13 protein-coding genes are annotated in these 13,025 nt (G+C 63.7%); 5 read left to right on the top strand and 8 right to left on the bottom strand.

Going from position 1 to position 13,025, the window contains the following annotated elements; all coding sequences use genetic code 11:
• Positions 1–32: 32 nt before the first annotated feature.
• The 8 genes from AC1TPF_RS23550 to AC1TPF_RS23515 all read right to left on the bottom strand — a co-directional run bounded on the left by AC1TPF_RS23550 (position 33) and on the right by AC1TPF_RS23515 (position 7,416).
• Positions 33–1,124 carry a dioxygenase family protein gene (locus tag AC1TPF_RS23550; protein WP_482145439.1) on the bottom strand — a complete coding sequence of 364 codons (1,092 nt, stop codon included), beginning with the start codon at positions 1,122–1,124 and terminating at the stop codon, positions 33–35.
• Positions 1,125–1,250: 126 nt separating this feature from the next.
• The gene (locus tag AC1TPF_RS23545; RefSeq protein ID WP_482140311.1) at positions 1,251–2,156 is read right to left on the bottom strand and encodes a hypothetical protein; all 906 of its coding nucleotides are present in this window, start codon (positions 2,154–2,156) and stop codon (positions 1,251–1,253) included.
• A gap of 2 nt (positions 2,157–2,158) precedes the next feature.
• A complete protein-coding gene (locus AC1TPF_RS23540; RefSeq protein ID WP_482140313.1) occupies positions 2,159–2,821 on the bottom strand; it encodes a helix-turn-helix domain-containing protein in 663 nt (220 codons plus the stop codon).
• Between the two features lie 112 nt (positions 2,822–2,933).
• Positions 2,934–4,295 (bottom strand): ammonium transporter, encoded by a 1,362-nt coding sequence (locus AC1TPF_RS23535; protein ID WP_482145438.1) that lies wholly within the window; start codon positions 4,293–4,295, stop codon positions 2,934–2,936.
• Positions 4,296–4,492: 197 nt separating this feature from the next.
• Entirely contained in the window at positions 4,493–5,506 is a 1,014-nt protein-coding gene (locus AC1TPF_RS23530; protein ID WP_482145437.1) for a heme-dependent oxidative N-demethylase family protein, read from the bottom strand.
• Positions 5,506–6,480 (bottom strand): PDR/VanB family oxidoreductase, encoded by a 975-nt coding sequence (locus AC1TPF_RS23525; protein ID WP_482145436.1) that lies wholly within the window; start codon positions 6,478–6,480, stop codon positions 5,506–5,508. Before AC1TPF_RS23525 ends, AC1TPF_RS23530 begins: the two co-directional genes overlap by 1 nt.
• Positions 6,437–7,018 carry a dimethylamine monooxygenase subunit DmmA family protein gene (locus AC1TPF_RS23520; RefSeq protein WP_482145435.1) on the bottom strand — a complete coding sequence of 194 codons (582 nt, stop codon included), beginning with the start codon at positions 7,016–7,018 and terminating at the stop codon, positions 6,437–6,439. The genes AC1TPF_RS23525 and AC1TPF_RS23520 overlap by 44 nt, the downstream gene beginning before the upstream one ends.
• 14 nt (positions 7,019–7,032) lie before the next feature.
• Positions 7,033–7,416 carry a cupin domain-containing protein gene (locus AC1TPF_RS23515; RefSeq protein WP_482140323.1) on the bottom strand — a complete coding sequence of 128 codons (384 nt, stop codon included), beginning with the start codon at positions 7,414–7,416 and terminating at the stop codon, positions 7,033–7,035.
• Positions 7,417–7,721: 305 nt separating this feature from the next.
• On the opposite strand from AC1TPF_RS23515, the gene AC1TPF_RS23510 reads away from it, so the two are divergent.
• The 5 genes from AC1TPF_RS23510 to AC1TPF_RS23490 are packed head-to-tail and all read left to right on the top strand — an operon-like array spanning position 7,722 to position 13,023.
• Positions 7,722–8,627: an NAD(P)/FAD-dependent oxidoreductase gene (locus AC1TPF_RS23510; RefSeq protein WP_482145434.1), complete on the top strand. Its 906-nt coding sequence runs from the start codon at positions 7,722–7,724 to the stop codon at positions 8,625–8,627.
• Positions 8,628–8,671: 44 nt separating this feature from the next.
• On the top strand, positions 8,672–10,027 hold the full coding sequence (glnT, locus tag AC1TPF_RS23505; protein ID WP_482145566.1) for a type III glutamate--ammonia ligase: 1,356 nt from the start codon (positions 8,672–8,674) through the stop codon (positions 10,025–10,027).
• A 31-nt stretch (positions 10,028–10,058) separates the two neighbouring features.
• Entirely contained in the window at positions 10,059–10,958 is a 900-nt protein-coding gene (locus AC1TPF_RS23500) for a class II glutamine amidotransferase (RefSeq protein ID WP_482145433.1), read from the top strand.
• Entirely contained in the window at positions 10,943–11,665 is a 723-nt protein-coding gene (locus AC1TPF_RS23495; RefSeq protein ID WP_482145432.1) for a protein glxC, read from the top strand. Before AC1TPF_RS23500 ends, AC1TPF_RS23495 begins: the two co-directional genes overlap by 16 nt.
• Positions 11,666–11,709: 44 nt before the next feature.
• Complete coding sequence (locus tag AC1TPF_RS23490; RefSeq protein ID WP_482145431.1) at positions 11,710–13,023, top strand: FMN-binding glutamate synthase family protein; 1,314 nt, start codon at positions 11,710–11,712, stop codon at positions 13,021–13,023.
• Positions 13,024–13,025 lie beyond the last annotated feature (2 nt).

Genomic DNA, 13,025 nt, shown 5'->3' with positions numbered 1-13,025 from the left:
TATCCGGGTGCTCTTGGTCGGGCAGACGCGCCCTACGTGCTGGTGGCCTCGGTGCTGCCCGTAGCCGGCATATCCGGCATACCTTCAGGCCGTGTCATGCCGTCGGGCGGTGTCATGCCGTCGGGCGGTGTCATGCCGTCCGGTGGTGTCATCCCCTCCGGGGGCGTTCCGCCCGGTCCGCCGGGGCCACCTTGACTGCCTGGGCCTCCACCGCCTCCGGGAGGCGCAGCCTGCGAATTCGCCGACTTCTCGGCGACACCGACGGTGATCGAGATCTTGTAGCCGTCCGCGACGCTGCCTTCTGCGGTCGCCAGCTCGGCATCCCAGCCGTCACCGAAGACGTTGTCCTTGTCCAGGCTGATCGCCGCGAGATTGGTGACGCTCTTCTCATATCCGGCGGTGGCGTAGACCGTCTTGCTCACGTCTTCCGGAAGCGCGATCTGCGAGGTCAACCGGGCATCACTACCGGCAACAGCCACTTCGAGGGAGTCGTAAACCTCGAAATGGATGTGCGGCCAGCGTCCCGAATAACACGCGGGATAGATCGACGTGAACGACACCGTTCCGTCGGCACCGGCCACCTGCACACCGCGCAGGTAGTTCTGATCGGCAACCTTGGATCCGTACAGCGAGTACTCGCCATCCCGGTCGCAGTGCCAGATGTAGACGGCCATGCCTTCTCCCGGGTTGCAGTCCTTGGTCAGGTCCTGCAATGCGATGGTGATCGTGACCGGCACACCCTCGGCCGTGCCCGACATGCTGCCGAAGCTGGTCGTGATGTCCTCGCGCACGATGCCCGACTCGATCAGGACGTTGGGCCCGTTCGATCCGTCACCCGGGTACGGTCCGGCAGTCTCCTGCGGCGCCGCGTCAACACACTCGCCGATCGCATTCGCCACCCCGGTGGTCGATGTACCACCGGCCGACGACGAACCCGCCGCAGTAGAGGTTTTCGAATCCGACGATGAGGTTCCGCAGGCCACCAGCGTTGCCGCCCCGGCCGCACCGAAGAGTGCCAGCGCACCTCGCCGCGACATCATCTTCTGCATGTCGTGTGCCAGGCCCAAGTCGTGCTCATGGACCTCACCCTCTGGTCCTTGTCCGAAAAACCGGCGCTTACCCATCACTTCTCCCTTGCAAAAACCGAGCCAGATCAAATTCTTCTGATCCAGTAGACCCACTGCACATGACTGGAAGCTGCACCCAACCTGTGAGTTTGCTGGACGCTGTGACCTGGTCCGATACGTGCCTCAGGCAGCCGAACGATCCCCGACCTGCGCATCGATCACCTCTGGAGTCCGCAAAAAGTGTCCGATCCGTCCCGAATCCGATGCCAGGGCGTGGACGATGACCGCCGCGGCGACCAGGATCGCCGAGAACACGAACAACCAGCTGATGATGGTGAAGATGACACCCAGGATGCCGAATTGTCCCGTCGCGCTGTCCAGGATCGGCCCGAGTGCGACCTGGGAGCCGAAAGACAGCGCCGTCAATCCGATCGCGGAGATCATGCCGGTCAGAAGGCTGCACCGGATGTTCACCCGACCCTCGGTGAGCATGCGACAGACCCAGAACCAGAGCAGCGTCCAAAATGCGAGGTCGGCAAAGATTTCCAGACCCAGACCGATCAAGCCGAAGATCCAGCCGATATCACCAAGATTCGAGATGAGGCCCTGGACCGCCACCCCCAAGGTGATCGCAAGGACGACAACGACCCACCGCCACCACTTGCTGAAGGTCAGCTTCGGAGTACCCCACACCCGGGCATACATCCGATCGAGGGCACGCGAGAAGGACGTCGCACTGATCACCGTCATGAGCGCGCCGATGACACCGAACGTCACCGCGGATTCACCCGTGTCACCCGACGTCAAGGCCAGGTCTGCGGCCGAGAGCCCGTAACCGCCGAGTGCGTGGTCAATGCTTCCGCTGCCGCGCAGGGTCGACAGCACGATCATCACCGGGAGGATCGATGTGAATGCCTGGCCCGCAAGGGTCATCGACCGATCCGCGATTTCGCTGCGAGCGAGATCGGAGACCAACTGCAATATCAGAGAACCACCGGGCATCCGCCGGACGCGGACCACGACCGCTTCCGGCGCCGATTTCAGCTTCGCCGCGACCGAACTCCGGCGATCCCCTCGAACGTCGTCCACCGTCAGTCTTCGTGGTTGTCGGGATAAGCCGTCACCGCGAGGAATCGGATCGGCAAACGCACCAAATCATTTGGCCCGTGGATCCCCTCGCCGTCCAGCAGCAGCGAATCCCCCGGCCGCAAGGTGTATTCGGCATCGCCATGTCCGTAGACCATGACACCTTCGAGCATGTAGAGCAGTTCGGTCCCGGCATGTTGAAAGCGAGGAAACACCTCGCTGGCATCCGTCAGGGTCACCAGCACCGGCTCGAGACGTTTGTGCTGGCCTCGGAGTGCACCGAGCAGTTCGTAGTGATGTCCCACCCTGGTCCCACGCCCGACGATGACCGCGCCGTGGCCGGATTCGACGAACACGGCTTCCCGCTTGGTGTCTGCACCCCGGAACAGTGAGGTCACCGGGACATCCAGGCCCGCAGCCAGACGCGCCAAAGTCGATAAACTGCAGGATGTTTGAGCGTTCTCGATCTTCGAGAGCATCGCTTTGGAGATACCGACCCGGTCGGCCATGTCACCCACGGACAGACCGGTGGCCTTCCGAAGGGTTCGCACCTGGGCGGCGATGGCCGCTTCCAGGTCGTTACCGGTGGGTGCGTCCGCGGCAACCTCACGCTGCACTGGAGCCGGATCGCCGGTGTCGCGGACGACATGTGCACTTTGACCTGCCATGGGAACCCATCCTAGCCGACGGCGTTTCCTGAAATGAAACCTTTTGCGCGTGTCTCTCCCACGAACAAACCCCCTTCCGACTGTCGCCGAAAGGGGGTTTGAGCAACGGTCGTCAAGTTGCCGTAGGAGCCTTCTCCTCCGCCGCGGCACCGGTCATCGCCTCCGCGGCCACCACCGCATCGGCTTCTTTCGCCGGCGCTCCGCCCATCGGCGCGTGCTCCATCACGTATGCCGACTCGCCGTGCACAGAGACGTCCAGGCCTTCGTCTTCGGAGTCCTCGTGGACGCGCAGACCCATGGTCTTGTCCAGCGCCTTGGCGATGAGCCAGGTGACCACGAAGCAGTACACAACCACCGCGAGCACCGCGACCGTCTGCCGCCACAACAGGTCGACACCGCCGCCGTAGAACAAACCGCTGACACCGTTGGGAGCATCGGGGTCGGCGATCAGGCCGATCATGATGGTGCCGAGGATGCCGCCCACCATGTGGATTCCGACAACGTCCAGCGAATCGTCATATCCGAGGCGGTATTTGATCGACACCGCCAGGCAGCAGGCCGCACCGGCGACCGCGCCCACGAGGAGTGCACCCATCGGCGATACTGCGCCACAGGCCGGGGTGATACCGACCAGCGCCGCGATCAGACCCGAGCTGGCGCCCAGCGAGGTCGCGCGACCTTCACGCACTTTCTCGACGGCCAACCATGCGCAGATGCCGGCAGCGGCGGCGGCGACAGTGTTCAGGACTACAACCGATGCACTGTTACCGGCCGCAAGCGCCGAACCACCGTTGAACCCGAACCACCCGAAGAACAGGATGCCGGCACCGAGCATGGTCAGTGGCAGGCTGTGCGGGCGTGGAGCCGCCGGGAACACTTTGCGTTTGCCGAGAACCAGGACCAGTGCGAGCGCAGCGACGCCGGCGTTGACATGTACCGCGGTACCACCGGCGAAGTCGACCGCCATCAGATCGTTGGCGATCCAGCCACCGATGACGGATCCGTCTGCCGAATCGAAGGCGAACACCCAGTGAGCCACCGGGAAGTAGACCAGGACGGCCCAGATTCCGGCGAACACCATCCAGGCGCCGAACTTCATCCGGTCGGCCACCGCACCGGAGATCAGGGCAACGGTGATGGCTGCGAACAGCAACTGGAACGCGGCGACGAGAGCAGGCGGGAGCCCGGGCGAGGCGGGCTCCGCCAGCAGCGACTGCAGACCGAATGCCTCGAACGGATCACCCAGGATCCCGGCGTCACCGAGCGAGTTGCCCAGTACCGACGAGTATCCGAACAGCACCCACAGGATGCCGACCACGGCGAATGCACCGAAGGTCATCATCGCCATGTTCAGCGTGTTCTTGGCACTGACCATGCCGCCGTAGAACATTGCCAGACCGGGCACCATCAGGCTGACGGCTGCGAAGGCTGCCAGCACCCACGCGGTGTCGGCGGCCGCGATCGCTTCATCCATATGTTTTCACCTCAAAAGTTTCATCCTCGACGCCCAAGCGCCGGAGGGAACGATGTCTACCGCTGGTGGACCAACTGCCGTTCAGTGGACCACTGTTGTGTTGCGTCCCTGCGACCAGCTGTTGCAGTCGTGTAACGCAAAATCTTGCCAACTGTCTTGGAAGCTGTTGCAACACAGCGCTTTCTTGATCGTGAATGTCACGGAACCACGCCGCCATACACACTGAGCCACCGCAATCCCGCACCGCGGGTGCGGGATACGCCCTTGTAGTCGGCCATATCCAGCGGCAGGTCTTCGAGTACCCGGTAGAGGCGATCAGCCCACTCGGGAATCGTCGCAATCGCCGTGAACGGCAGGAGATACGTCCGGATCAGGAACATGACCGCATTGCTCTGCGGCAGTCGGATCAGATGCTGCACCTCGGTTCGCAAGAACAAACGCTCCCCCACCTCTTCGAGGGGACCGTCCGCCAAAGTTCTTCGATCCCTGCCCCATTCGGGATAGGTCTCGGTGGATGTGTCGAGCTTGCCGTCCACGGTGAGCGTCCAGTTGGTCCGGCGATAGCTCTGCCCCGGTTGCAGTCGTTTGATGAACTCGTGGGCGCGCGTGGCGATCTTCTCAGAATGCAGACGCGGCACCGGACCATGGATCTGCAGGAAACTCATCCCCACGTCGAACCCGAAGGACCAGTCTGCAGCAAACGTCACAACACCGGCGTCGCCCCACATCTGCTCTTCGCGTTGGTCGAGCAACACCACGTCTTCCTGGACCTGGCCGAAGATATACGTCAGCGGCGGTGCGGGCAGACTGCTCAGGTCACCGAAGACGAAGGTGTCGTCGATGTCGAGAAGTCCGTTGCGCCAGCGGTACGTCGGATGCTCGTTTCCCCGCAGCCGTTCGAGCGCCATGTGCTCGGGGTGGCTGTCGGCAAGCTCGTGCATGACGGTCAGCATCGCGTCCCAGGCCGCGGGAACCATATGCGGTAGACATTGCGCGCGCGAGGGATCCGCGGCAAGTATGCGCACCCGCTCGTCGAGTTCAGCGCGATAGTGCCTGTCGATGACGACCAGGCTCCCACCCCAACCGCCTGCCGCGGTTTCCTTGCGCCCGCCCGCCGGTTCGACATTGGCGCCGTACCGGTATTGGTCCCAAGGGAATGGAAACGGATAGTTCTCGACATCGCCGATGGTGAATGTTCCGGTGGTCGTCATCAGAGGTCCAGCTCCAGGTGGTCACCGAGCGCACGCGAAACACACGGCATCATCGCCTCGCCTGCGGCGCGCTCGTCGTCGGTCAGATACGAGTCCCGGTGATCGATCGGGCCGGAGCGCACCGGCAACCGGCACTCACCACACACCCCTTGGCGACACAGATTGGGCACCGCCACACCACGTTCCAACAGCGCCTCGAGCAGCGATACCTCAGATCCGACCGGGACCAGGACGCCGGTACGGCCCAGACGTGCGGCAAAGGGTTTGCCATCGGCAGCGACGTCGACCACGAACTGCTCTGAGTGAACTCGGGCGGCCGGCCAACCGGCGGAGAGCGCGGCGCCCGCAACACTGTCGATCAACGGGCGTGGCCCGCAGGTGTAGACGTGGGTCCCCAGTGGCGAGTCGGACAATCGCGGCCTCAGGTGCTCCCAGAAGGCATCCGCGGTGTCGACGACAGTCAGCCGACCACCGGACAGCGTCCGCATCTCGTCGGCCAGCGCCCCGAATCCGGGCCGGTGGGTATAGATCACCTCGAACGAGCGGTTCCACGCCGCGGCCGCCCGGACGTGGGACAGAATCGGCGTCACACCGATGCCGCCGGCGATCAGCAGGTGGTGGCGCGCTGTCGCGATCGGTGCAAAAGCACTGCGGGGCAGGGAGATGACGACCTGGTCTCCGATCCCGAGACCATGCAGCCACACCGAGCCGCCGTGGCCGGAATCATCGCGGCGCACGCAGATCGAATATTCAACGGGATCGATCGAAGGGCCGGTCAGGGAGTACGAGTTACGGGTACCGGGTTGCCATTGCACACCGATATGGGCGCCTGGCGAAAATGACGGCAGCGCATCGCCATTCGCCGCGACAAACGTTAATTCGCAGATGCCGTCGCACAGCATACGCACCCGGGTGACCTCCACGAGCAGGTCACCGACACCGACATCGGGAGGTGTGGCCGCCGACATGGTCATCCTGTGTTCTCCCTTCCGTGAGTTCTTCGGAATCCGGGCGGAAGCCCAGATAGGCCGCGCGCCGACGCGAGAAGTGGTGATAGACAACCAACTCGACACCGCAGCCGGAGCAGACCATCGTTTCGTCGATGCGAGACATCGTCGGGGTGACGGTGTGGCAATGGGAACAGAAGACGTCGCGTTCAACAGCGGCAAATCCGTCCGCCTCACCGAGATGGACGATGACGATCTCGGCGTCGATCGCGCCTGCCGCCACAATGAGCGCACGGAGTCGCATCACCGCAGCCCCGGAACCGACGACCACAAATCGCCAGCCGACCCGAGCCGCGGCAAGTTCATCGGCCATCAGCGCATCGCTATTCGCTGATCCAGCCACATCAACGATCGCCGCGCACTCCGGCAACACCGCGGCATGGTCGTCGATGTGGGTTAACGCGTCTGGTCCGACGGCAAAGATCAGGTGATGCGTGGCATGCACGTCGAACTCGATGCCGGAGAGGGTCTGCGCCGACCAGCGCGGCACGCTGGTCGAGGCCATCGACACCGCCATCGCTACGGCGCGAACGAGCGATGGCCGACGAAGAACGCCAACGCCCGGTCGGGGGTGGTGAACCTGATCCGCGAACCCTTCGGAAAGAAGATCGCGTCCTTCGGTCCGGCGTGGTCCACCTGACCGGTCTCAAGATTCTCGAGCCGAAACGTCCCTTCGAGCACAACCTTCATCTCGTCGTACGCGTAGTAGTAGTCGAGCGGCGCGTCAGTGTTCTTGAGTTCGAAGTAGCCGGCCGACATCTCCGACCCTTCCGGGTTGGCATAGACGTCGTCGATGAATCCTTCGGTTCCCGGATACTCACTGATCGGCATCTGCGGCAGGCCTTCCCAGAACTGGGAGGTGACCCGGAATGGGGCAACTTTGTCGGAATCTGTGGTGGTCATGTGGTCCTCCCGGGTCAACGCGACTCAAACTGAGCGCGCTCATGAAACTGTGGGTATTGAGAGGAAACCACATTGCCGATTGCAGCGGTGTTAATTCGCTGACCGTGCCGCACCGCGCAAGACGCTGGGCGAACACAAACTTCGCGCCCGGACCACCAACTTTGTCACGCTGGGTTGATCAGTCGGAAACAAGTTCGTCATATCGGAACTGTTTCCTGTCATACAACGTCGAGTCATACTACGAAACACCAGTCAGAGAACGCGAGCCAGAAGAACTTCACCGGTTACCCACCAGAAAGTCGACTGTGACAGAAACTGCGAAGTACGTGATCGTGGGTGGCGGACTCGAAGGACTTGCCATCGCCTGGTCGCTCGCCAACCGCGGCGAGACCGAAGTCCTTGTCCTCGAACGCGACACCCTTTGCTCGGGGATGACCGGCAAGTCCAGCGGTGTCGTGCGCTGTCACTACGGCACCCCGTCACTGGCGGCGATGTCGTGGTACAGCGTCGACATCTTCACCCGCGCAACCGAACTCTTCGGCGACGACATGGCCTTCCGCCAGTGTGGCTACGTGGTCGGCGTCGGCGAGAACAACCTCGTCCCGCTCAAGGCGAACGTAGCGATGATGCAAGGTTTGGGCATCGACGTCGACTTCATCGGGCACGACACCATGGCTGATCTCTGGCCCGGCCTGCACCTCGACGACTTTGCCGCATTTGCCTACGAACCACTCGGTGGACGCGGTGAGGCCTACCTGGCAGGCCTGCAGTACATCTGCCGGGAACCGAATGGCGAACTGCTCGTTGGTAACTCCGATCACCAGACACCGCAGTACATCGACCCCGACAACTTCGTGAACCGCGCCGATGAGAGCACCGTCGAGAAGACGATCATGAAGCTCGACAGCAGGCTGCCTGACATGCCCGATCCGCGGATCACGAGCTCGTACGTGGGCGCGTACGACGTGACACCCGATTACAACCCGATCATCGGACCTTCTCCGGTCGACGGTCTCTTCCTGGCGACCGGATTCTCCGGTCACGGATTCAAGATCTCCCCCGCCGTCGGCGAACTCGTCGCCGACCTCCTCGCCACCGGGACCACCACCTTGCCGAACGTGGATCCGCGCGACTTCCGGTACAGCCGTTTCGCAGAGAACGATCTACTTCTGAGCCTGAATCCTTATGAAGGTGCAGGTGAGATGCGATGACCACCACCTCTATTCCATCGACCGTCCCCGACCAGGAGCCTGCCATGGCCATCGACGCCGCCGAAGCCTTCACACCCACGGTTCCCGCTGCCGAACCGACCTTGACAGAGATTGTCCACGCCACCGGCACCACGTTCATCCTGGCGTTGTTCGTCACGCTGTCCGGAAAGCCCTGTGCCAAACTCGTTCCGGCGCAGGCCGTCCGCCAGCTGGAACAGGACGGCGTCGGTTTTGCCGGCTACGCCGCCGGGATGATGGGTCAGGAACCCAAAGATCCCGATCTGGTTGCGATGCCCGACGCGTCGTCGTTCACCCCGATCCCCTTTGTGCAGCCAGGTTTGGCTCTCGTGCATTGTGATCCCCACGTCGAGGGCAAGCCGTGGCCGTATGCGCCGCGCATCATCCTCAAGGAGACCTTGCGCCAGGCGGCAAACCTCGGCTTCACCGTCAATGTCGGCGCCGAGATCGAGTACTTCCTTGTCAACAGGGGTGAGTCAGGCGAGTTGACCACCGCCGACACATCGGATTCCAGTCGCCAACCGTGTTATGACGCCCGCGACGTGACACGCATGTACGACCACCTCACCGAGATCTCCAGTGCGATGAACGCGCTCGGCTGGGGCAACTACGCCAACGACCACGAGGACGCCAACGGTCAGTTCGAGCAGAACTTCGACTACGCGGACGCCATGATCACCGCCGACCGGGTCATCACCGCCCGTTACCTACTGTCAGTCATTGCCGAAAAGCGGGGCATGCAGGCCACATTCATGCCGAAGCCGTTCACCGACCGCACCGGATCCGGGATGCACATGCATCTGTCACTGTGGAATGAGAACGGAGCCGTCTTCCCGGACGCCGACGACGACAAAGGCCTGGGACTGTCGTCCACCGCCTACGCGTTCATCGCAGGCATCCTCGAGCATGCCTGTGCCCTGCAAGCCGTCATCGCACCGACCGTCAACTCGTACAAGCGAACCGGCGCCACCACGACCAGCAGCGGTGCCACCTGGTCACCCCGCTACGCCACCTACGGCGGCAACGACCGCACCCACTATCTGCGCGTGCCCGACCACAATCGCGTCGAACTCCGCGGCGGCGACGGCAGCGCCAACCCGTACCTGGCTGCGGCCGGGGCCATCGCAGCCGGACTCGACGGCGTCCGCCGCAATCTCGACCCCGGTTCGCCGGGCAGCGGTGACAGCCCCAGTGAAATGCTGCCCATGACGTTGCTGCACGCGATGGACGCACTCGACAAAGACGACGTCCTGACCGCGGCCCTCGACGTCGCGGGCCCCGGTGTCAGCGAGTACTTCGCCCAGCGCAAACGCGAAGAGTTCTTCGCCTGGCACAACACGGTTTCCGCCTGGGAGATCGATCAATACCTCACCGCCTTCTGACCACCACCCACTTTCAGAACAGGAGTTCGACATGTGTGGAATCGTGGGCTTGCACCTACGTGACCGGGCACTGTATCCCCAACTGGGCACACTGCTGACCGGCATGCTCGATGCGATGTGCGACCGCGGCCCCGACTCGGCCGGCATGTCCATCTACGGCGACCCCATCTGGTCACCCGAGGGTCACGCGACCGTCTCGCTTCTCGAGAGTCCGCTGCCGGCAGGCGAACTCGCCGCAGCGCTGACCGCAGCGATCAGTGTGGAAGCAACCGTCATCGACCTCGACCCCACCACTGTGGTCCATGCACCGGTGCCGTCGGAAGAACTCGTCGCCGCGGTCCGTGCCGTCGCGCCGACCGCCCTGATCATCGGCTTCGGCAGTGACGTCACCGTCCTCAAGGGCATGGGCAACCCCACCGAGCTCGCACACCGTTTCGGACTACCCGACGCGTCGGGGTGGCAGGGCGTTGCCCACACCAGGATGGCCACCGAATCCGCGGTCACCGCAACCGGTTCGCACCCGTTCTCGGTGGGCCCGGACCAGTGCCTGGTGCACAACGGTTCGTTCTCCAACCACATGTCGATCAAGCACGATCTCGAGCGCCACGGCGTGGTCTTCGACAGCGAGAACGACACGGAGGTCGGCGCCCGATACGTGGCCAAGCAACTGGCCGAAGGTGTCGACCTGGAGAAGGCCTTGTTGATGCTCAACGAGCGGTTCGACGGCTTCTACACACTGCTCGTGTCGGACAGCGACTCCTTTGCCGTTGTCCGCGACGCGATCTCCTGCAAGCCCGCCGTCATCGCCGAAACCGACCGGTGGGTGGCGATGGCCTCCGAGTACCGCGCCCTGGCAGGACTGCCCGGCGTCGAATCCGCCCGCATTTTCGAACCCGAACCAGAAGAGGTGTACGTATGGCACCGTCAGTGACCGACACCCCGACCACCACCGACGCCACCGAGGTCGCGGCCTTCGACCTGCTCTCGACAACGGTCCGGGCCGTCAACGAAACCCTGCAGTCGACACAGGCCCCGAAGCAGTCCGTCATCACCGCGCCGCAGGGTGCGCACGCCCTGGCGTGCGGGCTCGACAAGGACATCGACGTCACCATCGACGGTCACGTCGGCTACTACTGCGCCGGGATGAACCAACAGGCCACCGTCACGATCAACGGCAACGCCGGAGTCGGCCTCGCCGAGAACATGATGTCGGGCACTGTGCGGGTCCACGGAGATGCATCGCAGTCGGCAGGCGCCACCGCGCACGGTGGCCTGCTGGTCATCGACGGCAACGCAGCAGCCCGGTGCGGTATCTCGATGAAGGGTGTCGACATCGTGGTCGGCGGCAACATCGGGCACATGAGCGCATTCATGGGTCAGGCCGGGCGTCTGGTGGTCTGCGGTGATGCCGGCGAGGCCCTGGGTGATTCGCTCTACGAGGCCCGGATCTACGTCCGGGGCACAGTCGCCTCCCTCGGTGCCGACTGCATCAAGAAAGAGATGCGCGACGAGCACCTCGCCGAGCTCGCCGAACTGCTCGGCGCCGCCGGGATCGATGCGGACCCGGCCGATTTCACCCGCTACGGTTCGGCCCGCCGGCTCTACAACTTCCACGTCGACAACGCGGCCGCGTACTAACGCCCCGTGCGTATTGACATCTCGATGTTCCAGGAGACGACTTCATGACCCACAACCCGACCCTGCGTGAATCGGCAACCTTCGATCGCGGTGTGATCGCCGAGATCCAGCGAGCAGCAGAAACCGGCATCTATGACATCCGCGGCTGGGGTGCCAAACGCAAACTCCCGCACTTCGACGATCTGCTGTTCCTCGGCGCCTCGATGTCCCGCTACCCGCTCGAGGGTTACCGCGAGAAGTGCGACACCGATGTGGTTCTCGGTGACACCCATGCCAAGTTCCCACTGCACCTCGACATTCCGATCACCATCGCGGGTATGAGCTTTGGCGCCCTTTCGGGCCAGGCCAAAGAGGCACTCGGCCGCGGCGCCAGTGAAGTCGGGACCTCGACGACCACCGGCGACGGCGGCATGACGCCGGAAGAGCGCGGTCAGTCGAAGAACCTTGTCTACCAGTACCTTCCATCGCGATACGGCATGAATCCCGATGACCTGCGCAAGGCCGACGCCATCGAGATCGTCCTCGGTCAGGGCGCCAAGCCAGGAGGCGGCGGGATGCTGCTCGGCCAGAAGATCACCGAACGCGTTGCCGGGATGCGGACCCTGCCCATGGGTGTCGACCAGCGCAGCGCCTGCCGACATCCCGACTGGACCGGCCCCGACGACCTCGCGATCAAGATCATCGAGCTCCGCGAGATCACCAACTGGGAAAAGCCCATCTACATCAAGGTCGGCGCGACCCGCACCTATTACGACGTCAAACTGGCTGTCAAGGCCGGAGCCGACGTGGTGGTCGTCGACGGTATGCAGGGCGGCACCGCAGCCACCCAGGACGTGTTCATCGAGCACGTCGGCATCCCGACCCTCGCTGCCATCCCGCAAGCGGTCCAGGCGTTGCAGGAGATGGATGTGCACCGCAAGGTCCAGCTCATCGTCTCCGGTGGAATCCGCAGCGGCGCCGACGTCGCAAAGGCGATGGCTCTCGGTGCAGACGCCGTCGCCATCGGTACCGCAGCACTGATCGCATTGGGCGACAACAGTCCTCGCTACGCCGATCAGTACCGGGCACTGGGATCCGACGCCGGGTTCTACGACGATTTCCAGGCAGGTCGCGATCCCGCGGGCATCACCACCCAGGATCCGGAGCTGTCGGCGAACCTCGATCCCGTCGAGGGTGGGCGCCGGTTGGCCAACTACCTGCGTGTCCTGACCATGGAGGCCCAGACGCTGGCCCGCGCGTGCGGCAAGTCGCATCTGCGCAACCTCGAACCGGAGGATCTGGTGGCCCTGACCGTCGAGGCTTCGGCGATGGCACGGGTTCCGCTGGCCGGCACCACCTGGATCCCGGGCAGGTACTGACC

The organism is Williamsia sp. Y853, assembly GCF_056786495.1.
The sequence above is the reverse complement of the archived record's forward strand: the minus strand, read 5'-3'. Positions and strand labels throughout refer to the sequence as shown.